The following is a 22,595-nucleotide window of genomic DNA, read 5'->3' on the forward strand; positions in this document are numbered from 1 at the left end:
ATGTTTTTTTCTAAATGTGAACGGTAAATATACTAAAAGCAGCAGGTGGGTTGACGTATGAAACTCTTTTTTAGGATGGCTCCCATCTTTTTGATCGGCGGCATATTGGTCTTATTATATCCATGGAGCGGGGCAGAGAAAAAGGCGGAGGAGACAGAGAGGTCAGGAGAGGTGGGCGTCCATGTGGAAAGGGATACGCTCCACATTTCCTATACGTTTCACAACCTGGAACCGGGCATTTACAAAGCTGAATTACCGGAGAAGGCCGGGGAGCTGTCCTGTTCTTATGAAGACGGGCGTTCCTGCTGGATGGACCAGCAGCAGCTGAACTACGAGGGCGGAGACCCAGTGATCGTTCATTATCAACAGCCTTTTGAAGAGGGTTTTGTCGATGAGTCGTGGCTTTTGAAACTCCATAAGGATGGTGAATACCAGGAAATACCTTTCACCTTGACTGTAAAAGACTTCTCAAAGGAAGCTTTTAGATGGACAGCTCCTGTGAAGCTGGAGAGCAGCATCGCTATGGAACATGTCCATTATTACCGCTTCGAGGCAGCAGAGGTTCCGTTTCCTTTATTCGCTGCTGATCAAACACAGCAGGATGTACGGAAGGTTGAACATAATGTGGTCATCTATGAAAAGGATGAGCCTCTTACCTATGAACAAAAAGCAGACCTCCATCGGGCGCTTGAGGGGCAGAACGGGAGGGTTGTTGAGCTGGACCGCAACCATTCAAGCACCACGGCATCTTTGGTGAAACGGAAAGACAGAGAGGTGGAGAACCTTGAAGGAGAAATTCTAACCGCACACCTTCAATCATCGGCTGGCGGAATATCTGATTTTCATGAACAGGTTATACAGGACGTGTACCGTTCTGATCCTCCAGTGACAGAAGCTGGAAAACAGATAAAGTCAGGTTTGTCGACGCAGGAACTCCGGTCCTGGAAGGAGGTTCTCTTATCTGAAAATCAGGTGGAGAATGTTCCGGTTTTTCTTGACGACACGCTTTCGGAAATAACACAAGGGACGACTCATTTCTTCCAAAGGAAGGCGGCTAATGAGGACGTCTCCTTCTTCTTCACCTTGGATCAGGATCTCCAACTCCAAGGCGCCCGTCTCGAGGAAAGGGCGGTCCGATACAAGCAGGTCTGGTACTATCCGCTGGCATCCATTTTAAAAGCGTCCGATTTTCCATGGAGCACCCTTGAAGACGGGAAGGTTTTTCGAATACAGACAGATGATAACCATTTTCGTTTTTTCGTGGATCATGATTCCTTTATCGTGAATGAAGAGAGCTTCGGCACGGGAGAGGAAGTGGTCAAGTCCCTGGGAGGGATCGTTTACATGAAAGAGGAGGAGCTGGAGAACCTTCTCAATTTCCGAGTGGTAAAGGATGAAGACGTGATTGCTTTCCAAAAAAAATAGGGCTGTCCATAAAGGACAGCCCCGCTTTTTTGTATCATGCGAAATGAAACAAAAAAGTAAAGGGAGAGGAGAAACCGGAGGAAGAGCTTATGGGGATGTAAGCCTTCTCCGTTTTCAGAAGCAGTATCATCCGCTTCAAAAACTAGTATGGACGGGGGGCTTTTCTTTTATTCACGATGGGTGAAATTTTTTCTTCCTCTGACATTACAGGGTTGTACTTCCCTGGTTGTTCGGATTTGTGGTAGGATTATGGGGAATGCTGACAAGTGAGGTGTACTGGATGCGAGTGATTGCAGGCGATTTTAAGGGAAGACCATTGAAGTCTGTCCCTACACATAAAACACGTCCAACGACAGATAAAGTGAAAGAAGCTGTGTTCCACGGGATCGGTCCGTTTTTTGATGGAGGCAGGGCTCTTGATCTTTTTGCTGGAAGCGGAGGTCTCGGAATCGAAGCACTCAGCCGGGGTGTAGGTTCCTGTGTTTTTGTTGACCAGCAGCATCAGGCGGTCAAAACGGTATATGAAAACATTGAACTACTGAAGCTGGAGGACCGCACGGAGGTTTTTCGCACGGACGCGTACCGGGCTATGAAAGCAGCGGGGAAACGCGGGCTTCAGTTTGACTACATCTTCCTGGATCCCCCTTATAAGAAGTTTTCCTATAAGGAGCTGATGGAAGCGCTTTTAGATCACGGTCTTGCTGCTGAAGGAGCGATAATCATCTGTGAACACGATGCTTCGGAAAAGATTCCTGAGCAGGTAGGTTCATTTAAGCGAATGAAGACCGATCATTATGGCAGTAATATCGGTGTATCTATTTTTGAATGAGGAGTGAAAGGTATGACGCGGCTGGCAATCTGCCCGGGAAGTTTTGATCCCGTTACATACGGACATCTGGATATTATCCGAAGGGGAGCGAAAGTATTTGACCATGTCATTGTGGCGGTTTTTAATAATCAGAGCAAATCCCCGCTGTTTGATGTACATGAAAGAACCGCCTTGTTGAAAGAGGTGACGAAAGATCTTGATAACGTGTCTGTAGACGCGTGTAACGGTCTTTTGATGGATTACGCTGAAGAAAAAGGTGCTCAAGCCATTATCCGCGGTTTGAGAGCGGTTAGCGACTTTGAATATGAAATGCAGATTACGTCTATGAACAGGAAACTAAACGAAGACATCGAGACGTTTTTCGTTATGACGAATAATCAGTATTCTTTCCTGAGTTCAAGCATTGTGAAGGAAGTAGCGAAATACCGTGCCAATATCGGTGATCTTGTGCCACCGCCCGTGGAAAAAGCACTTTCTGAAAAGTTTTAATAAAAGGATTTCCTGCTCCGTGCAGCGGCTGACGAAAGCGGAGTATTTCTCCTTTATAATAAGATTGTGCAGAAGTGCTCCAGGTCGAAAAAATAATAAATAAACGAATAAAGGCTGTCGAGGTGATGCTCGGCAGCCTTTCTATTTAATAATTTTTTACTGCCTGAGCCCGCCAACGGATGAAAATCATCAGCAGGATGGCACTCAAAGTCAGCGGCGGTCCGTACTGCTGGAAAAATGCAAAGATGGAAAACGGATCAGAACGGGCAGGGTTCCAGCTTGGAATGGTCGATGCCTGAAAGGGCTGATACAAAAAATACAACAGGTACGTTAGACAGGCAGCAATGACGGCGTGCGCGCACCTGGCGAGAGCATAGGGGAGGAAACGTATATCCGTCTCTGCCAGAATGCTCGCAATCTGGGCTTGTATAGAAAAGCCGTGAAATCCGAGGATGAAACTGACAGCCACCAGCTGAGCCGGAAGTGCCTCGTGAGATTGGGTAACAGCACCGATTCCCGTCGTCAGTTCAAGCATCCCTGCGGTCAAAGGGATATGAAACCCTTCCGGGAGCGGGGTGAGAGCCAGGAAATGGGTGAACAGGTGGATGAGCCCCGTCTGCTTCAATAATTCCGTCAGCACGGAAAACAGCATGATAAATCCCCCCACCATCAGCAGGGTGTCCACAGATTTGGTCACTGCATCCCCCAGCAGTTTTCCGAGTGTCCGGCCGTCCCTTAATCTGGAGTGGTGCATCGTCCAGAAGGCTTCTTTGAGAGAGGAGGAGGTGTGGTCCCGCCTGCGTGTCAGGTCCTTTCTTTTATAAAACCTCATCAGGATACCGATGATGAAATTGCCGCCGTAATGGGCTGAAGCAATTAAAATTCCCAGTCCTGCATCGTGGAAAAAGCCGACCGCGACGGCTCCGAATATAAACAAGGGGCTGGAGGCGTTCGTGAAAGCTACGAGCCTTTCCGCCTCGGTTCTTGTGACCTGTCCGTTTTTGTAGAGGTCAGTTGTCCACCTGGCTCCTGCTGGATATCCGCTCGCCATTCCCATGACCCACACAAACCCTCCGCAGCCGGGGACATTGAATAACGGACGCATGATCCGCTCGCTGACAGCACCGAGGCCGTGGACAACACCGAATCCGATCAGAAGCTCAGCGGTGATGAAAAATGGAAGGAGTGATGGGAAAACCACTTCCCACCAAAGATCAAGGCCTCTCAAGCTCGCGGTTAAAACGGGAGTGGGGAATAAAATTAAAGATGCAGCCAGTCCGACTGCAAAAAAAGCGAGAGTGATGGATTTTATCACAGGTAAGGCCCCCCTCCTTTCCACCCGCAGTTTCCTGTACTTATGATTGTGGAAATAGTAAAATGGTGATAGATTTCGACAAAGATACCACTTGTCCCTATATCATTTGTACGCTCATAAGGGAATGGTTTATTCCATAAAATAAACCACATGATGAAGGGGGAGTATCCGTGAATAAACCTGTTATCGGCCTTGCGCTTGGTTCAGGGGGAGCGCGTGGGTTCGCTCACCTGGGCGTTATTAAAGTCCTTCATGATCATGATATTCCTGTGGATATGGTGGCAGGCAGCAGTATGGGAGCTCTTGTCGGCTCTTTTTTTGCTGCCGGACAGAGCATTGATGATATGTATAAACTGGCCTTAACCTTTAAACGTAAATATTACCTTGATTTTACTGTGCCTAAGATGGGCTTTGTACTGGGGCGCAGAATTAAAGAATATATCCGGCTGTTTACGTTTGGTAAAAATATCGAGGATTTTAAAATCCCACTTTCGATTGTAGCTACAGATCTGTATGCAGGAGAAAAAAAGATATTTACGACAGGACCAGCTTGTGATGCTGTCCGGGCAAGTATCGCTATACCGGGAATCTTTGTTCCTGAGAAAATCAATAACCGACTGTATGTAGACGGCGGTGTGATTGATCGTGTTCCTGTTTCTGTTGCCAAACAGATGGGCGCTGATTTCATTATTGCCGTGGATTGTGCCCATTTTGATTCCGACCCCAACATTCATTCTATTTATGACGTGATCACTCAAAGTATTGATATTATGCAGGATGAACTCGTCAACGCCATCGGGGTGTCCTCGGATGCAAATGTGATGATCAAGCCTGATGTAGCGGCCTACAGTTCACGAGCGTTTACAAACCTGGAGGAAATCGTGAAGGCGGGTGAAAAGGCGGCGGAGGATCGGATAGAGGAAATCAAGAGAAAGCTTGCGGCGTGGAAGGAGTTAAATGATCATGAAAGCGAATAGAAAACTGGTTATTACAGGGATTATCGTTATTTTAGTGACGGTCCTGTTAACCTCATGGCGTCTGCCTTATTACATATACAAACCAGGGACTGCGGATGCGCTGGACGACATTGTAGAAGTGGCGGGAGGCTACCCGAGTGAAGGGGACATGCACCTCGTAACGGTTCGGGGTGGACAAGCGACGCCGATTCTCTGGCTGCTTGCCCAGTTTCAGCCGTTTCATCAAATTTACCCGATCGAAGACATCCGTCCAGAAGGGGTAACTGAAGAAGAGTATTATCATGCCCAGCTGCAGATGATGGAATCCTCTCAAGAGGCATCTAAAGTGGTCGCTTACCAGGCGGCAGACAGGGATATTGATATCAATTACGAAGGTGTTTTTGTGATGAGTGTGATTGAAGGGATGCCGGCGGAGGAAGTGCTGGAGACCGGAGATCAAATTACAAAAGTGGATGGCAATGACATTCAGGAGACGAGTGACCTGATTGACTATGTGAATGGTAAAGAAGCTGGATCAAAGGTTACCTTGACGCTCATCCGTGGAGAGGAAACCTTGGAGCGTGACATCGAACTGGCCCCTTTCCCCGATACCCCGGAAAAAACAGGGGTAGGGATTTCGCTTGTAACAGACAGGACGGTCGAAGTAGATCCTGAAGTAAATGTGAAAAGCGGGGAAATCGGCGGGCCGAGCGCTGGATTGATGTTCTCGCTTGAAATCTATGATCAATTGACAGAACAGGATATGACTCAAGGACTCGAGATCGCTGGAACAGGGGAAATCAACTACGAAGGAATCGTCGGACGTATCGGAGGCATTGATAAGAAAGTCGTAGCGGCCTCTGAACATGGAGCAGACGTTTTCTTTGCCCCTAATGAAGAAGGAAGAGAAGGATCGAACTATGAAACCGCCAAAGCGGCAGCAGAAGAAATCGATACAGAAATGGAAATTGTCCCTGTCGACACTTTCCAGGATGCTCTGGATTATTTAGAAAACCGGAATGCTGATCAAAGCTGACGGTCATTAAAAAGCCGTGCCCCTCCTGTGCAAACAGAGGGGCACGGCTTTTATTAAGGGTGGGAAGGTAAAATGACAGGCGCCTCGTATTCTCTATTCAACCGGCTTACCCGCACAGCGGCTGGGAAGAGGCTGTAATAGGCAGCGGCCGCCCGTGCTTCAAGGTCAAGAAGCGGATGCTGCATCGCCTGTGGCTGGGTGATGAACGGAATCCGTGTTTCTTTTTTCGCCCATTTTAAATATTTTCTTCCGGTCTCGTTCATACCGAGGATGCGGGCATAGGGAGGGGGCGTCTCTCTTAAGCCCCTTCGTGCGTCCTCTTTGTCTGTCCCGACGAGCACATGGGTCATTGTCCGCTGAAGTCTCGTCCATGTATAGCGCTTCGTTTTGACACGGTTCATAAAGTCCTCGAAGGTGACAGCTTTTTTCATCGCTCGTTTTAAGCGGTATTCAAGCCCCTCATCTACGCCGTGGACACAGCGGAGTGTGTCTTCATCCATCGTCAGGATTTTATATTGGAGCAGGTGGAAATAAGCCTCCCACTCATGCCAGCAGCCGTACATCTGTTTATAATCATCCAGAAGGGAGGGGACGGACGACGGCAGGGTCTGTTCCGTTTCTTTGGTCAAAGTCCCGGCTTTAAGCATCTGCCTCCGGATGCTTGTAGCGCTTGCAATTGGACCGGTGATGTCCTCATCATGGTAGTGGCTGTTCTTCCTGTGTATGGTTAAAGGGGTGACAGAGGGAGCATAGGACATGATCTGTTTGACATAGCTGTAGCCCAGGATGTTGTTGGGCTGGGAAAGGTCGACTGCTCCTGAAGGGAACTGAATGGACTCATAGGCCAGCCGGGAGGATTCAGGGAAAGAATGCCCTTCATTCAGGTGACTTCTCAAGGATGCGTTAAATTCATCCTGGTGAACATTCATATGGCTGTATGCGTCCATGAAGGCACCGATATCCCCGCTTTCACTTCCGAAGCATATCGCGTCGACCCCGGCTTCTGCGAGTGTCTGAACAGCTCCCTGGCTGAAATAGTCGCTGTGCTGGACGGCATAAAGGAACGGCAGTTCAAGAACAAGATCCGCCCCGTTTTTCAAGGCTGTTTCCGCCCGGTGCCATTTATCCATTATGGCTGGTTCTCCGCGCTGCAGAAAATGACCGCTCATAATGGCGATCATCACATCCGCCCCGGAGTGCTCCCTGGATTGCTCCAAATGATAGTAATGCCCGTTATGAAACGGGTTGTACTCGACAACAACCCCGCATGATCTCATAAAAAGCCTCCTTTAACTGATTTCCGCTGTTGAACATGTGTTTGGTTTATTTTATCATGGAATAGGGGAAAATTCGCTTGTTTCCCTGTAAATATGTTATCTTTATTAAACAACACAGCTGAAAGGAAATGCTGTAAAGAAAAAATGTTGACAAATCAGCGAAATCCTTTTACAATAACTCTTGTTGCCATGAGGTGATAACTATGAAATTTCCTCTACAAAAACTCAAACAGACGGGTGATGATCCGTTTTACTTTGAGGAACATGTAGATATTCGCGAATTAGAACAGATGAACAATGACATTCGCAGGATTTCCCCTGTTCATGTCAAAGGTCAAGCAATCACACGAGGAAATGATATAACGGTAACTTTTTCAATTGATGGAGAAATGGTGTTGCCTTGTGCCCGGACGTTAGTAGATGTGACTTACCCATTTCACATTGATGCTCTGGAGGCATTCAATCTGTCACCTTACCATACAGAAGAAGATGACTCTGAAGTTCATCCCGTGAATGGAGAAGTGCTTGACTTAACGCCTTATATCAAGGAAAATGTACAACTGGAGATTCCGACACGCGTATTTTCCGAAGATGATGAGGCTCATGAAGCAGCCCCTGATGAAGGGAAAGGCTGGCAGGTGGTTACAGAGGAACCAGAGGAAAAGAAAGTGGATCCTCGAATGGCTAAACTGCAATCATTATTGAATGACAAAGAGAACGAATAAGACTATTTTCATGGTTCTCAGATTCTTACTTAAAGGAGGTGTACAACATGGCAGTACCTAAGCGCAGAACGTCTAAGAAAGTCAAGAACCAACGCCGTACGCACAAGAAACTTCACGCACCAGGAATGGTGAAATGTGATAACTGCGGCGAGTTCTCAAAACCACACCATGTTTGCAAATCTTGTGGACAATATAATGGAAAACAAGTGGTGAACAACTAATTCACCAGGAAAGCCTGACTTCGGTCAGGCTTTTTTTTATGGTCGTATAGGATTCGGTGTCAAGATCTGATACATTGAAGGAAGAAAGAGAAGGGAGAGGTGCTGATGAGCCGGGTTATCGTCAAACGCCGGGAAGGAATGGCTGAAGTGATCTTGAACAGACCGGAAAAACTGAACGCCTTATCTTCAGAAATGGCTTCAGAACTGAAATGGCAGCTGGAAGAACTGAGGGAAATGGAGGATGTAAGCTTTGTCGTTCTTACGGGAGCTGGAAATAAAGCCTTCTGTGCCGGTGGGGATTTGACGGAGTTCCACGGTCATTTAACTGCGGAAGAGGCGTATGAAAAGCTGAATCGGATCAAAGAGGTTGTCTACGATCTCCTGACGTTTCCCACTCCTGTCGCAGCTCTCTTGAACGGGCAGGCGAGAGGAGGCGGTTGTGAGCTGGCGACGGCCTGTGATTTTCGTTATGGGCTGGAAACAGCGTCCTTTGGCTTCGTACAGGGCAATCTCGGACTTGTGCCTGGTTTCGGGGGTGGGGAGCTGCTTTATGAAAGGATCCACCCAACACGGGCCGCCCACTGGTTAATGGACGCAGAGATGTATACAGCAGAAGAGGCTTTCCGGATCGGGTGGCTTCATAAAGTATGGACGGAAAAAGAAGTGGAAGACCGTATGTTCCAGGGATTTATGAACAAAACGCCCAGACAGATGAGGATTTTGAAAGGGCAGTATTTAAAGCACTTGGACAAAGGGGATCTTCTGGACCGTATGGAGGCTGAAGTGCTGCAGTGTTCCAGACTCTGGGAATCTGTGGAGCATAAAAGAGCCGTAAAAAAATTCTTGCAGACAAGAAAAAGATGAAAGGTTACGATTCTATCAATCATCCCTCGTGCATAACTATAAGCAAACGATAGAGGAGGGATGTTTATGGATGCCCCTAGGCAGGACGCGTGGAAAGATGATGAGGACCTTCTGCTCGCAACAACGGTCTTAAAGTACATCCGGGAAGGGAAAACACAGCTGGAAGCTTTCCAGGAGGTCGCGGCTCATCTGCACCGTACTCCGGCAGCCTGTGGCTTTCGCTGGAATGCCACAGTGAGAAAGCAGTACCATAAGGAAATTCAAGAGGCAAAAAACAGCCGTAAAGCCACACGCACTCTCTACACCCCCCCGGCCACTGCGGAAGAAACCCCCATGTCCCTGGATGCGGCGATCTCATTTTTGAAAGAAATGAAATCAAGACAGCATGAGGAAGAAGGAAAGGCGAGTCTGGAAGATCAACTGAAACAGCTGAATGAAGACAATGAAAAGTTAAGGCAGGAGCTTAAACAGTGGGAAGCTGCCTGGAATGAAATGGATAAGCTCGTCCACTGGGTCAAAAAGCAGCGGACAAGTGAAAGTGGTGTGTAATTCATACGGCCTGTGAGATTGGTTTTATATCTGTTATTCCATCTATCCTCAAAAAAAAAGGCCCTACAGCAGAGTGTAGCGGCCTCATTCTCCTTCCATCAGGATTCTCTTTCCTCCACGCCGGAAGGCATCCAGATGAGCGGATTTTCTCCTAAATCTCTTTCCATATCATACTGAGCTTTTTGGAAACCCATCTTTTCCCAAAAACCGTGTGAATTGATTCTCGGGTTAGTTTTTATTGGAAGTTCAAAACTCTTGGCGAATTCTACCAATGACTGGCCGAAGCCCTGTCCCCTGTAATCAGGAAGCACTTCCAGTTTCCACAGCTCAAGGTAATCCTGAGCGGGATCAAAATAGTGATCGTATTTCGCTCTGACTCTGTACAGGCTCATCCGCGCAACTAAAGCGCTTCCATAGTAAATGCCGTAAAAAGGAGATTCGCTGTCGTTTTCCACGATATTGCTTTCGAGATCTTCAAGCATCGCAAGTTCCTGATTGCCGTATTCTTTGAAGCGCTTGAATTCTTCCAGTGTTTTGTAATTGACTAATAAAGGTTCTACTTTTGTTTTTGTCATCATGAAAGAAACCCCTTTCAATTATCTATATATACATCCATTATAATATAAAAATATTCAGAAAGAAATGAATAATTACCAACGGGACAGGAATCGACTGCAATTGTGAAAAAGTTTCTGCTACAATGAGAACTTAGATAAGGATGAACGGGGGAGAGGGGATGAGAGTAGGGGTTATCGGCGGAGGAGCTGTCGGGTTATTAGCCGGAGCTTATCTCGGAAGGACACATGATGTACATATGGTGGTAAGGAATGAGGAACAAAAAGATATCCTTTGCCGCGAAGGGATCTGGTGCGATGCATTTTCCGCAGCTGTTTTTGTAGAAGCTCATTTGTATCCGCGGCTGCCCCGGGACATGGACGTCTGGCTTGTCAGTGTGAAGCAGTATGATCTTGAAGAGGTTCTATCTCTACCTCTTCCGCAAAACGGAAAGTATCTTTTTCTCCAAAACGGTATGAGCCACCTGGACCAGCTTCAAAGCCTCTATTTGGATACGTTTGCTGCCGTGGTGGAACATGGAGCGCTCAAAGTCTCCTTCAATGAAGTGGCCCATACAGGGAAAGGGCGGATAAAAGCTGCTCCTTTCACAGGTTCACTTCCTGATATGGAAGAGCTGGCGGAATCCCTCCATCAAGAGGATTTTCCTTTTCTTGTCCATGCTGACGCGGTGGGAATGCTCTCAGAAAAGCTGGTGGTCAACGCGGTAATCAATCCGCTGACTGCGTTATTCAAGCAGAAGAACCGTGCGGTCAAAGATAATCCTTATATCCGTTCACTCGGGTACCGGCTTTGTGAGGAAGCCTGCCGTACGCTTAGTCTGGATGTCCAACACCAGTGGAACCGGGTGCTTGCTATTGCGGAACAGACCGGTGGAAACCAGTCATCGATGTGGAAGGACCTTCAAGAGGGGCGGCGGACAGAAATAGACGCCATTTCCGGGTTTATTCTCGACCGGGCCCGTGAAGATCTTCCTGTTCATCAGTTTATCGTAGAAGCGGTGCACGCCATGGAGTATGAAAAGGGGGTGATCGTTGATGAGTGACTGGCTTGCCTATGGTATCGGTGCTGTCCTTACCCTTCCTCTTCCATTCCTGATTATCTTTTATTTCTTCGCAAGGAAATGGAGTAAGCATAAGTGGAAAGCCATCCACCGGACGGCCGGCTTCACGGCTCCTGTGTTTGTTCTGGCTGTCCATGTTCTGCTGGTGGTTCTGTTTGACCGCAGTTTTTTTCCTTTCATTCTAATTTTTCTTCTCCTTCTGCTGGGGCTGTCCATCATTACCCAGTACAAATTAAAGGAAGAGGTCCGGCTGTTTCGGGCTGTCCGTGGTTTTTGGAGAGTGAGCTTCCTTTTATTCGGTCTGTTTTACATCGGATTGTCGACCTTCGGATTGATTTTCCGGTTGTTTTTCAGCTGATTCCTCAGCACGTGTAGGCCTGCACAGGACCGGGAATACTATAGCAGCAGACTGCTCTCTATCAGGAGCAGTTTTTTTATGACTCTATACCTTACGGCTTCAAGGAAGGAGGGCAGGGTGAAGAAGAAATGTCCATCTTATAAACAGATAAGGTGAACTCTTGGTTGGTTTTTTGTACAATACAATAGGATACATACTGTAAAGTGTAATTCTGCCTACAAAGGAGCCTTAATATGCGTATTGATTCTATGAACATGGAGCCGAAACAGACACTGTTTCGTGATTATAAATATAACTATGAAAAAATTGCCGACCGTTTTTCCTATTCTCCTTACGACGAAAATGTCTGGGCCGACCGCCTTGAGGATTTGAAAACAAAGACGTACCAGAGAGAAGCCCTCTCGGAAGTATTGAAGACAATGAACGAAAAGTGGAAGGTCCCTAGAGAAACGCTGGAAAATATTGAACGGCTGAAAGATGAAGAGAGTGTTGTTGTTATAGCGGGCCAGCAGGCTGGTCTGCTTACGGGGCCCTTATATTCGGTTCATAAAATCATTTCTGTCCTTCAACTGGCCGGACAGAAAGAAAAGGAACTGGGCCGGCCGGTCATTCCCGTCTTCTGGATCGCCGGGGAGGATCATGACTTTGATGAAATCAATCACATCATGATGAAGCAGGAGGGACGGATGGAAAAGAAAACGATCGGGCATGTGCCTGAAGTGAAATCCTCCGTTTCCGAACTGCAGTTGGACCAGACAGAAGCGGATGCGTGGCTTGAAGATGTGTTCCGTATGCTGCCGGAAACCGAGAACACGAACCACTTCTACCAGCTGGTGCAGGATCATCTGCACCAGTCCGACAGCTATACCGACTTTTTTGCCCGGTTGATCTATCAGTTGTTCCCGCACGAGGGTCTTGTATTGATCGATGCCCATGACCCAGAGGTGAGGAGATTGGAGACTCCCTATTTCACAACTATGATTCATCAAAACAGGGAAATGGCCGGAGGTGTTTTTTCTGTTCTTCAGAAAAACCGTCAGGAAGGCTATGAAACCCTGCTGGACAGTGAAATGCAGGATGCCCACCTCTTTTACCATGACCGTGGCGATCGTATTCTTCTCGTCCGTGACGAGGAGGGAAGATTCAGAGGGAAAAATAACGAAGTGGTTTTGTCTAAAGAAGAACTTCTTCAAATCGCGGAGGAATCTCCGGAAAAACTGAGTAATAATGTAGTCACACGACCATTGATGCAGGAATCCTTATTCCCGGTCCTGGCTTTCATCGGCGGCCCTGGTGAAATCAATTACTGGTCTGCGCTTAAGCCGGCATTCGATGCCGCTGATCTCTGTATGCCGCCTGTACTGCCACGGTTATCCTTTACGCTGGTAGACAGGAAAACAGACCGCAGTCTTCGTCATTTCCAGCTTTCTGTTGAAGATGTGGTGAAGAATGGAGCGGCGGAAAAGAAGATGAACTGGATCGGTGCCATGAGCACACCACCGGTGAAGCGTCTGAGTGAGCAGGTGAAGGATGAAATAGCCCGGATCCATACTCCTCTCCGTGAAAAAGCTGCAGAGCTTGGAGGAGACCTCGGCCAGCTTGCCGATAAAAACCTTGCCTATCTTCAGGAGACGGTGGCTTTTCTTGAAAAGCGGATGCTCCACTCGCTGGAGGATACGTATCGCAAAGAGCTCGACCAGTTTGATGATATCGATATCACCCTGCATCCGGCTGGTGGTCTGCAGGAACGCATGTGGAACATTCTCCCATGGGTGAATGGATACGGCTTGTCCTTGTTCCAGGAGATGAACAGACACCATCTGAGCTTTGAACACGACCATTATGTCGTTTACTTGTAGGACGTGTCCCCACCTTCTCCCACCTGTATAAAAACGTGTGATTCCTTTGAAAATCCTGCCTTCACAGGCAGGATTTTTTTTGTGGGGGGAGAATCATAAAAAAGTAAGTGGAGAAAAGTGGGGCGATGTGGTAAGGTGAAAATAGAAGGTGGGGGACCTCTATGTTCATGGGAGAATTTCAACACAACATTGATACGAAAGGGAGAATCATCATCCCTTCGAAATTCCGTCCCGGCCTGGGCGATTGTTTTGTCCTGACGAGGGGATTAGATCAATGCTTATTTGCCTATCCTATGAATGAGTGGAGACTGCTGGAAGAGAAACTGAAAAAGCTTCCCCTTACTAAAAAAGATGCCCGTGCTTTCACCCGTTTTTTCTTTTCGGGAGCTGTAGAGTGCGAAGTGGACAAGCAGGGACGGATCAACATTCCCGCCCCTCTGCGTAAGTACGCTTCCCTGGAAAAAGAATGTGTGGTCATCGGCGTTTCCAACCGTATCGAGTTTTGGAGTCACGATGAGTGGGAAAGTTACTTTGATGCATCAGAAGAATCCTTCTCTGAAATTGCTGAAAACATGCTGGATTTTGATATTTGATATTTGACAGATTAGAAACGAGTGAAATTTATGTTTGAACATTACAGTGTACTAAAAAATGAAACCATTGAATCTTTGAATGTGGACCCGGAAGGTATTTATGTCGACTGCACACTTGGCGGCGGGGGGCATTCGGAAGTCATCGCCTCTGCTTTGACAGGGAAGGGAAGACTCATTTGTTTTGACCAGGATGAAACAGCCCTGGAAGCGGCAAAAGAGCGTCTGAAACCTTATGAGCAGCACATTACGTTTGTCCGTGCCAATTTCCGCCAGTTAAAGGAAGAGCTTCTTGAACTTGGTCTTTCAGAAGTTGACGGAATTATTTACGATCTGGGAGTGAGCAGCCCTCAGCTGGATGTCGAAGAACGCGGCTTCAGCTACCATCAGGATGCTCCACTGGATATGCGCATGAACCAGGATAGTGACTTAAGCGCCTGGCATGTCATCAATGAATGGGCGTATGAAGATCTTGTCCGCATTTTCTTTAAATACGGGGAAGAAAAGTTTTCAAAGCAGATTGCCCGTAAAATTGAAGCTGCGAGGGAAAACGGCCCGATTGAAACGACAGGACAGCTTGTTGAATTAGTGAAGGAAGGAATACCTGCACCGGCAAGAAGAAAAGGTGGACACCCGGCAAAACGGATATTCCAGGCAGTCCGGATTGCTGTTAATGATGAGCTGGGTGCTTTTCAGGACAGCCTTCAGCAGGCAGCAGAAATGGTCAGCGTCGGCGGCCGGGTAGCCGTCATCACCTTCCATTCCCTTGAGGACAGGTTATGTAAGCAGGCCTTTAAAAAATGGAGCTCGAACCCACCACTTCCAAAAAATATTCCAATGATTCCTGAGGACAAACAGCCACCTTTCCGTTTAGTCAGTCGAAAGCCTATAGTAGCGGAAGAGCGCGAATTGGAGGAAAACCGCCGTTCACGTTCAGCGAAATTGAGGATTGCCGAGAAAGTCAAACCTTGGAATAAAGAATTTGAATTTAATGAAGGGTGGAAACAAACATGAGTGCTGAAAAGATTAGAAAACAGCAGCCTTTACAGCAGCCTGACAGACAGAAACAGGTCAAAGTAAAGGTACATAAAAAGAAATGGTTAAGTACCGGCGAAAAATTTTTGTATTCCATAACCACATCTGTAGTACTGGCAGCTTCTGTTTTTTTAATCCATACCTCAGCAGAAACGGATGCCATCAACCGTGATATCCGCAGTTTGGAGCAGGACATATCCAAACAGGAATCCCAGAATGAAAATCTGGCCTACCAGGTGAAGGAATTAAGCAACCCGGACCGAATCCTGACTATAGCCAAGGAGAACGGGTTGAACATTCAGAATGCCCAGGTGAAACAGGCCGGCAAAATCAGTCAAGAATAAACGCTGGTGATCATCTATGATGGACAATAAAAAAAACCTTAGTTCCTTAATATTAATCGCCGTGTTTTCCTTGTTCTTCCTCGTCATCGTGGGGCGCTTCCTCTACATAGAAACCGCCGCCACCATCGAAGGGGTGGATTTGTCCGAGTATGCAGAAGACATCCGTACAAGTTCCTATGAAATCGATGCCGCACGGGGGAAAATCTACGATAAGAATGGGATGGTCCTTGCTTATGACCGTCCCACCTACAGGCTTTATGCTGTCGTAGATCCCTCCTATTCCAAGAACCTTCCTGAGCCCCAGCACGTCGATGATATCGACAAAACCGCTTCGGGGCTGGCGCCTTTATTAGGGATGGAAGAGAGTGAGATTGCGGACAAGCTGAGGTCCGCTCAGGAAAACGACCGTTTTCAGGTAGAGTTCGGGACGAATTCCAGTTCTCTCACTCAAGAGGAAATGGAAGAAATCAAAGACCTTGAACTGAATGGCATCTCCTTTAAGGAAGAATCCAAACGTTATTACCCGAACGGTGTGTTTGCTTCCCATTTGATCGGTTTTGCCCGCACTCAGGAAGGCAGCATTTCCGGTGTGACCGGCATCGAGAAGCAGATGGAGGAGTACCTTCAGGAGGAAAAAGGGAAAATCAGCTATGAACGGGATAAATACGGGACGAAGCTGCTCAATCCGAATGAAATTATGACCGAACCGGAGGATGGCAGTGATGTGTATTTAACGATTGACCAAAAAATCCAGACATTCCTCGAGGATGCGATGTCCCAGGTGGATGAACAATACAGTCCGGAGAAAATCATGGCTGCTGTGATGGACCCTGAAACAGGAGAGGTTCTTGCCATGAGTAACCGCCCAAGCTATAATCCGAATGATATCGGTGACGTGGATAACTGGTACAACGATTTGATTTCCTATCCGTTCGAACCCGGTTCCACCATGAAGATCTTTACATGGGCAGGTGCCATGGAAGAGGGCGTCTATAACGGGAATGAACTCTTTGAATCCGGAACTTATAAAGTGACGGAAAGCTCCCCGTCCATTGGTGATCATAACAATGGACGTGGCTGGGATGACATTTCATATGACGAAGGTTTCCGCAGATCCTCCAACGTGGCTTCCTCAAAGCTTGCCTATGAGGTGCTGGGACCGACGAAGCTGAGGGAATATCTATCCGATTTCAACCTCGATCAGAAGACGGGGATTGATCTGCCGAATGAAACGACTGGGAAATTTGTGTATGAGCGTCCCATTGAGCAGATTACGACATCATTCGGCCAAGGCTCTACATTTACGCCGATCCAGCTCATGACAGGGGCTACAGCCATTGCCAACGATGGGGAAATGATGCGCCCATATATGCTTTCCAAGATTACATCCAGTGACACAGGAGATGTGATCGAGGAAGGGCAGCCGGAGAAGATTGGTGAGCCGGTTTCCGCTTCGACAGCCGAGCAGATGCGTGAATTGATGGGCACGGTGATTACTTCGGAAGACGGAACGGGCCAATCCTTTAAGCTGGACGATTATTCCCTTGCAGGAAAGACAGGAACCGCCCAGATCAGTAAGCCCGGGGAAGGGTATCTGACCGGCCGGAACAATTATGTCTTTTCTTTCCTCGGAATGGCTCCTGCAGAAGACCCCGAGCTGTTGATGTATGTAGCTGTCCAGCAGCCGGATCTTGAGGTGACAGAGCTTGGCTCTGAGCCTGTTTCCTATATCGTTCGGACCGTGATGGAAAACAGCCTGCATTACTTGAACATTCAGCCTGATAAAGATGCAGAAGAGTCCTTGGAACCCGTCGCGATTCCAGATGTATCTGGAAAGTCCGTTCAGGAAGCTGAGGACACGCTTCAAGCTTCTTTCCCTCATGTGGAAGTGATTGGTGACGGAAATACCGTTGAAGCTGTTCTACCCTCATCAGGAGAGCAGGTAGTGGAAAACCAGCGGGTGTTTATTGTAACCGATCAGCCGAAGATGCCGGATTTGACAGGATATTCGCTCCGAGATGTCCAACGTCTGGCGAAGCATTTCAACTTGAAAATGGAAATTATGGGCAGCGGTTATGTGGAAACGCAAAGCATTGCTGCTGGTTCTGAAATCAAGGATGATGGCTATTTAGTCGTTGAACTGGCTGTGCCGGAACAGCCGTAACCCCTTGTCCAGGCAGTGTTCTAATCGTTTTTCGATTGCATATAGTGATACAAGCTGACTCTACGACTTGTTAAAGGAGTTATGGAGATGAGACGAGTATCACAGGTGATCGTAAAGAAACGATTAGTCACTGTCTTTTTTGTGGGCATGTTTATTTTTATGGTCATTGCCGGCAGGCTCGGGTATGTCCAGTTCTTCTTGAGCGACTTTCTGATTGCGAAGGCTGAGGAGTCCTGGAGCAGGGATATTACCTTCGAGCCCGAGCGCGGAAAGATTCTTGATACGAATGGAGAGGTGCTGGTAGGAAATCAGTCGGCGCCGACGGTCATGGTTGTACCACGGCAGATTAAAGAACCCGAACAGACAGCGAAGAACCTCTCTCAGATTTTGGATATGAGTGTGGAGAAAGCTTATACACACGTCACGAAGCTGATCTCCATTGAAAAAATTCACCCGGAGGGAAGGAAGATTTCAGAGGAGCAGGCGGCGGCGATTCAATCGTTGAATATGCCGGGTGTCTATATTGCTGAGGATTCAGAGCGGTACTACCCGCACGGCTCTTTTTTATCCCATGTGCTGGGTTTCAGTGGCATTGATAACCAGGGCCTTCTGGGACTTGAAGCGTATTATGATGAAGAGTTGAAAGGTGAAAAAGGAGCCTTATCCTTTTTCTCTGATGCCAAGGGAAAACGGATGCCGGATATGGCGGATGTGTATGAGCCGCCTATCGACGGGAAAGACCTCAAGCTTACAGTCGACTATCAGGTGCAGTCCATTATCGAACGGGAACTGGATATCGCCCAGGCCAAATATAACCCTGACGGGGCGGTAGCGCTTGCTGTCGATCCGGATACGGGCAAAGTGGTAGGGATGGCGTCCAGGCCAAACTTTGATCCAGCGGATTATCAAAAAGTGAAACCCGAGGTGTACAACCGCAACCTTCCTGTGTGGAGTACATATGAGCCGGGATCGACATTTAAGATTATAACCCTTGCTGCAGCACTCGAAGAGGGACTTGTGGATCTTGAGGAGGAACACTTCCATGATTCCGGTGCTGTAAAAGTGGACGGGGCGACCCTGCACTGCTGGAAGAGTGGAGGGCATGGAGATCAGACGTTTTTAGAAGTGGTCCAGAACTCCTGTAACCCTGGTTTTGTGGAACTTGGAGAACGCCTTGGCAAAGAAAAGCTGTTCGACTATATTGACTTATTCGGCTTCGGCTCCAAGACAGGGATTGACCTGGAAGGAGAAGGCAGTGGTATTTTATTCAAACGGGAGAATGTGGGGCCTGTCGAACAGGCGACGACTGCTTTTGGACAGGGAGTATCTGTCACGCCGATCCAGCAGGTCATGGCTGTAGCCGCCGCGGTGAATGGAGGCTATTATTATGAGCCGTACATCCAGGAGGCCTGGCTTGATCCAGTATCAGGAGAGGTGCTGGAAGAAAATGAGCCGGTAATGAAAGAACAAGTCATATCGGAAGAAACCTCTGCCCAGATCCGCCATGCACTGGAAAGTGTTGTCGCACAGGGGACCGGTCGGGGCGCCTATGTAGAGGGGTACCGTGTCGGTGGGAAAACAGGTACAGCGCAGAAAGTCGGACCGGACGGGAAGTATATGGAGAATAACCACATCGTTTCCTTTATCGGTTTTGCTCCTGCTGATGATCCGGAGCTTGTTGTTTATCTTGCCATTGACAATCCTAAAAACACTGTCCAGTTCGGAGGCGTCGTAGCAGCGCCGATTGTTGGAAACATCATGGGGGACAGTCTGCGGGCCATGGGGGTAGAACCACGTAAGGATGGTTTGGAAAAAGAATACGCCTGGCCGGAAGAGCCGCTCGTTGAAGTGCCGGAAATTACGGGAATGGACAAGGAAGACTTGAGCCGGATGCTGATGAATTTAGAGGTAGAGGTCAGCGGTGAGGGGACGAAGGTCGTTACTCAGGCGCCGGAAGCGGGAGTAAAGGTTCCTACAGGGTCTACCGTCCGTGTTTTTCTTGGGGATTGATGTTTCTTCATCCATTCATTAAATCTGTAAACAGGTGAGGGTGACAGTGATGAAATTAGAAAAGGTGCTCCGCTTTGTCCCTTTTTACCAAAGTTCACGGTCGTTGAAGCATGTCAGTATTACGGGTCTCAGTATGGATTCACGCGCAACCTCACCTGGAGACATGTTTATCTGCATGCGTGGGGTGAACATGGATGGTCATCGATTTGCGGCTGACGCCGTCAAGCGGGGAGCGGCAGCTGTGGTAGCTGAAGAGCCGCTGTCCTTGAATGTTCCAGTTATTCTTGTCAATGATACAACCAGGGCGGCTGCGATGACAGCCGCCGCTTTTTATCGTAACCCTTCAGAAGATCTTCATGTGACAGGAATTACAGGAACCAATGGCAAGACGAGCATCAGCTATCTGCTTTATGATATATTCCAGAGGATGAAGAAGAAGACAGGGTTAATTGGAACGATTGAAGTAGATATTGCCGGAAAGCGGCGGCCCGTGAAAAATACGACGCCTGATGCCTTAACCCTCCATCAATATTTCAGCGATATGAAAACAGCCGGTGTGGAGCATGCGGTGATGGAAGTTTCATCTCATGCGCTCGATCAGGGGCGGGTGTACGGATGTGATTTTGATGTGGCGGTATTTACAAACCTGACGAGGGACCATTTGGATTATCATGACCATTTTGATGATTATCTTCGTGCGAAGTCCCTATTGTTCGCACAATTAGGGAATGGGTATAATAAGCAACGGGAGCGTTTTGCCGTCATAAATATTGACTCCCCTGCAGCTCCGAAGTTCATCCGTTCTACTTCGCAGGGGCTGCTGACCTATGGCGTGAAGGGGAGGGCCGATGTTCAGGCCCGGGACTGCCGTCTGACGGAAAAGGGGACTTTTTTTCAAATGGAAACTCCGATCGGGACGATTAGGATTGAAAGTCCTTTGATGGGGGAATTCAGCATTTATAATATGCTGGCTGCAGCAGCTGCTGCCATCTTGTCCGGCGCTCCACTTGAAACGATTCAGCAGTCTTTTCTTCATACCAAAGGGGTGAAGGGGCGGTTTGAATCGATCCGGGAAGGTCAGCCTTTTGGAGTAGTCGTCGATTATGCCCATACCCCTGATTCGCTTGAGAATGTGCTGAAAACGGCAGCAGCTGTCACTACAGGGAAGATCATCCTCGTAGTCGGCTGCGGCGGGGACAGGGACAGAAGTAAGCGGTCCGTCATGGGGGGAATCAGTGTCCAGCATGCAGATCACGTGATTTTCACAACAGATAACCCCCGCTCGGAAGACCCCGATCAGATTTTTGCGGATATCACTGCTGACCTGCATGGGAATTACCAAATTGTCGAAGACCGCAGGGAGGCTCTCAGAAAGGCCGTGCGTTCTGCTTGTGAAGGGGATATGATCCTCATAGCAGGAAAAGGCCATGAGACGTATCAGGAGATTAAAGGAGTCCGCCATCCCTTTGATGATAGTGCAACGGTAAGAGAGATAATAAGAGAAATGAAGGAGCATTCATAATGATTTTTGACGTTCAGGAGCTTACACATCTATTTCCAACCTTTAAAGGAGCCGGCAAAGATAAAATCGCTGTCTCCTCGATCATGACCGATACAAGAAAGGCCGCTCCGCAGAGTTTGTTCGTCCCCATCGTAGGGGAGAGCTTTGATGCCCATACCTTTGCCGGTGAAGCCATTAAACAAGGGGCGGTGGCTGCCTTGTGGCAGGAAGATCAGCCGCTTCCCGCTTTGATCCCTACGGATTTTCCGATCTTTTATGTAACGGATACGACCAAGGCGCTCCAGGATCTCGCCTCTTGGTATTTAGAGAAAGTTGATCCGATTGTAATAGGCGTCACAGGCTCCAATGGAAAGACGACAACAAAGGATATGACTGCTGCTGTGCTCGGCGCGAAATTCAACACCCATAAAACAGCGGGAAACTTTAACAATCATATTGGTCTTCCTTTGACGGTCCTGGCTATGCAGCCGGACACAGAAGCCGTCGTATTGGAGATGGGCATGGACAGAGCGGGTGAGATTTCCGTATTGTCTCACATCGCACGACCGGACCATGCAATCATTACAAACATCGGCGAGTCCCATATCGAGAATTTAGGTACCAGAGAAGCGATTGCCGCCGCCAAGCTGGAAATTACAGACGGACTGGCAGAGGATGGATGCCTGATTATTGATGCCGATGAGCCGCTGCTTGATCATGTGAAAACAAGAGCAGGTGTAATCGGCTGCGGTTTCGGCCCGTCGTCTGACTATAAAGCTGAAATTACAGCTATGACTGACGATGCATCTTCATTCCAGCTGATGGAAGAAGCGTATGAACTTCCAATGACAGGCCGCCACAATGTGAAGAATGCTTCGTTTGTCATCGTTCTTGCCAAACGTCTTGGTTTGACAAGAGAGGAGATCCAGCAAGGGTTCCAGCAGATGCAGATGTCTGCCATGCGTTTTGAAAAGCATCAGGGCCATAAGGGATCCCTCATCATTAATGATGCCTATAACGCCTCCCCAACATCGATGAAGGCAATGATTGAAGTCGTCCGACAGTTGACATCCAAAAGAAAAAAGGTGTTAATATTAGGGGATATGTATGAGCTCGGAGAGAAATCAGAGGAGCTTCACGCCGGTGTAGCCGAAGCGGTAGATGAAAAGATTGACGCTGTCTTTACAATCGGCGTCCATTCTGAGAAAATTTCAGAGGCTGCTTCCTCCCGGTATCCGGACATGGAAGTCAAACATTTCAAAGAAAAGCAACAAGCAGGTCATCATATCCGCCCGTTATTAACAGCGGATACCGTCGTACTCATGAAAGCATCACGTGGAATGAAATTGGAAGACATCCTGCCAGACCTTGTGGAGTGATCGACAGGCGATGATGTTGCAAAAGGAGGAAAA

At 48.0% G+C, this 22,595-nt stretch carries 22 protein-coding genes; 19 read left to right on the forward strand and 3 right to left on the reverse strand.

The window, feature by feature from the left end:
- Positions 1 to 57: 57 nt before the first annotated feature.
- The 3 genes from H615_RS0104915 to coaD all read left to right on the forward strand — a co-directional run bounded on the left by H615_RS0104915 (position 58) and on the right by coaD (position 2,743).
- Complete coding sequence (locus H615_RS0104915) at positions 58 to 1,425, forward strand: hypothetical protein (RefSeq protein ID WP_027954090.1); 1,368 nt, start codon at positions 58 to 60, stop codon at positions 1,423 to 1,425.
- 256 nt (positions 1,426 to 1,681) lie between these two features.
- Complete coding sequence (rsmD, locus tag H615_RS0104925; RefSeq protein WP_280513296.1) at positions 1,682 to 2,254, forward strand: 16S rRNA (guanine(966)-N(2))-methyltransferase RsmD; 573 nt, start codon at positions 1,682 to 1,684, stop codon at positions 2,252 to 2,254.
- 12 nt (positions 2,255 to 2,266) lie between these two features.
- A complete protein-coding gene (gene coaD / locus H615_RS0104930) occupies positions 2,267 to 2,743 on the forward strand; it encodes a pantetheine-phosphate adenylyltransferase (protein WP_027954093.1) in 477 nt (158 codons plus the stop codon).
- Positions 2,744 to 2,888: 145 nt separating this feature from the next.
- On the opposite strand, the gene ylbJ is transcribed toward coaD, so the two are convergent.
- Complete coding sequence (ylbJ, locus tag H615_RS0104935; protein WP_342341471.1) at positions 2,889 to 4,058, reverse strand: sporulation integral membrane protein YlbJ; 1,170 nt, start codon at positions 4,056 to 4,058, stop codon at positions 2,889 to 2,891.
- A gap of 170 nt (positions 4,059 to 4,228) precedes the next feature.
- Here ylbJ and H615_RS0104940 point away from each other — a divergent pair, with 170 nt between their 5' ends.
- Positions 4,229 to 5,035 (forward strand): patatin-like phospholipase family protein, encoded by an 807-nt coding sequence (locus H615_RS0104940; RefSeq protein WP_027954095.1) that lies wholly within the window; start codon positions 4,229 to 4,231, stop codon positions 5,033 to 5,035.
- The gene (locus tag H615_RS0104945) at positions 5,022 to 6,050 is read left to right on the forward strand and encodes a SepM family pheromone-processing serine protease (protein WP_035531282.1); all 1,029 of its coding nucleotides are present in this window, start codon (positions 5,022 to 5,024) and stop codon (positions 6,048 to 6,050) included. The genes H615_RS0104940 and H615_RS0104945 overlap by 14 nt, the downstream gene beginning before the upstream one ends.
- Before the next feature lie 53 nt (positions 6,051 to 6,103).
- On the opposite strand, the gene H615_RS0104950 is transcribed toward H615_RS0104945, so the two are convergent.
- Positions 6,104 to 7,327 (reverse strand): nucleotidyltransferase, encoded by a 1,224-nt coding sequence (locus tag H615_RS0104950; RefSeq protein ID WP_027954097.1) that lies wholly within the window; start codon positions 7,325 to 7,327, stop codon positions 6,104 to 6,106.
- 203 nt (positions 7,328 to 7,530) lie between these two features.
- On the opposite strand from H615_RS0104950, the gene H615_RS0104955 reads away from it, so the two are divergent.
- From H615_RS0104955 to H615_RS0104970, 4 genes are all read left to right on the forward strand, one after another.
- Positions 7,531 to 8,052: a YceD family protein gene (locus H615_RS0104955; RefSeq protein ID WP_027954098.1), complete on the forward strand. Its 522-nt coding sequence runs from the start codon at positions 7,531 to 7,533 to the stop codon at positions 8,050 to 8,052.
- 47 nt (positions 8,053 to 8,099) lie between these two features.
- Complete coding sequence (gene rpmF / locus H615_RS0104960; protein WP_027954099.1) at positions 8,100 to 8,273, forward strand: 50S ribosomal protein L32; 174 nt, start codon at positions 8,100 to 8,102, stop codon at positions 8,271 to 8,273.
- A 105-nt stretch (positions 8,274 to 8,378) separates the two neighbouring features.
- On the forward strand, positions 8,379 to 9,137 hold the full coding sequence (locus tag H615_RS0104965) for an enoyl-CoA hydratase/isomerase family protein (RefSeq protein ID WP_027954100.1): 759 nt from the start codon (positions 8,379 to 8,381) through the stop codon (positions 9,135 to 9,137).
- 66 nt (positions 9,138 to 9,203) lie between these two features.
- The gene (locus H615_RS0104970) at positions 9,204 to 9,686 is read left to right on the forward strand and encodes an RsfA family transcriptional regulator (protein ID WP_027954101.1); all 483 of its coding nucleotides are present in this window, start codon (positions 9,204 to 9,206) and stop codon (positions 9,684 to 9,686) included.
- Between the two features lie 98 nt (positions 9,687 to 9,784).
- Here the strand turns inward: H615_RS0104970 and H615_RS0104975 are convergent, their stop codons facing one another.
- Positions 9,785 to 10,261, reverse strand: coding sequence for an N-acetyltransferase (locus tag H615_RS0104975; protein ID WP_027954102.1), 477 nt, complete (start codon positions 10,259 to 10,261; stop codon positions 9,785 to 9,787).
- Positions 10,262 to 10,422: 161 nt separating this feature from the next.
- On the opposite strand from H615_RS0104975, the gene H615_RS20900 reads away from it, so the two are divergent.
- From H615_RS20900 to H615_RS0105025, 10 genes are all read left to right on the forward strand, one after another.
- Entirely contained in the window at positions 10,423 to 11,304 is an 882-nt protein-coding gene (locus H615_RS20900; RefSeq protein WP_051254595.1) for a 2-dehydropantoate 2-reductase, read from the forward strand.
- The gene (locus tag H615_RS0104985; protein WP_027954103.1) at positions 11,297 to 11,680 is read left to right on the forward strand and encodes a DUF3397 family protein; all 384 of its coding nucleotides are present in this window, start codon (positions 11,297 to 11,299) and stop codon (positions 11,678 to 11,680) included. The genes H615_RS20900 and H615_RS0104985 overlap by 8 nt, the downstream gene beginning before the upstream one ends.
- A 233-nt stretch (positions 11,681 to 11,913) precedes the next feature.
- The gene (gene bshC, locus H615_RS0104990; protein WP_027954104.1) at positions 11,914 to 13,539 is read left to right on the forward strand and encodes a bacillithiol biosynthesis cysteine-adding enzyme BshC; all 1,626 of its coding nucleotides are present in this window, start codon (positions 11,914 to 11,916) and stop codon (positions 13,537 to 13,539) included.
- A gap of 161 nt (positions 13,540 to 13,700) precedes the next feature.
- Complete coding sequence (mraZ, locus tag H615_RS0104995) at positions 13,701 to 14,132, forward strand: division/cell wall cluster transcriptional repressor MraZ (protein ID WP_027954105.1); 432 nt, start codon at positions 13,701 to 13,703, stop codon at positions 14,130 to 14,132.
- A gap of 30 nt (positions 14,133 to 14,162) precedes the next feature.
- On the forward strand, positions 14,163 to 15,143 hold the full coding sequence (gene rsmH / locus H615_RS0105000) for a 16S rRNA (cytosine(1402)-N(4))-methyltransferase RsmH (protein WP_027954106.1): 981 nt from the start codon (positions 14,163 to 14,165) through the stop codon (positions 15,141 to 15,143).
- Positions 15,140 to 15,508, forward strand: a complete 369-nt coding sequence (gene ftsL / locus H615_RS0105005; protein ID WP_027954107.1) for a cell division protein FtsL — start codon at positions 15,140 to 15,142, stop codon at positions 15,506 to 15,508. The genes rsmH and ftsL overlap by 4 nt, the downstream gene beginning before the upstream one ends.
- A 16-nt stretch (positions 15,509 to 15,524) precedes the next feature.
- A complete protein-coding gene (locus H615_RS0105010; protein WP_027954108.1) occupies positions 15,525 to 17,672 on the forward strand; it encodes a penicillin-binding protein in 2,148 nt (715 codons plus the stop codon).
- An 87-nt stretch (positions 17,673 to 17,759) separates the two neighbouring features.
- A complete protein-coding gene (locus H615_RS0105015; RefSeq protein WP_027954109.1) occupies positions 17,760 to 19,682 on the forward strand; it encodes a stage V sporulation protein D in 1,923 nt (640 codons plus the stop codon).
- Positions 19,683 to 19,731: 49 nt separating this feature from the next.
- Positions 19,732 to 21,204, forward strand: coding sequence for a UDP-N-acetylmuramoyl-L-alanyl-D-glutamate--2,6-diaminopimelate ligase (locus H615_RS0105020; RefSeq protein WP_027954110.1), 1,473 nt, complete (start codon positions 19,732 to 19,734; stop codon positions 21,202 to 21,204).
- Entirely contained in the window at positions 21,204 to 22,562 is a 1,359-nt protein-coding gene (locus H615_RS0105025) for a UDP-N-acetylmuramoyl-tripeptide--D-alanyl-D-alanine ligase (RefSeq protein ID WP_027954111.1), read from the forward strand. The genes H615_RS0105020 and H615_RS0105025 overlap by 1 nt, the downstream gene beginning before the upstream one ends.
- Positions 22,563 to 22,595: the final 33 nt, after the last annotated feature.

The organism is Halobacillus kuroshimensis DSM 18393, from assembly GCF_000425705.1.
GTDB lineage: Bacteria > Bacillota > Bacilli > Bacillales > Halobacillaceae > Halobacillus > Halobacillus kuroshimensis.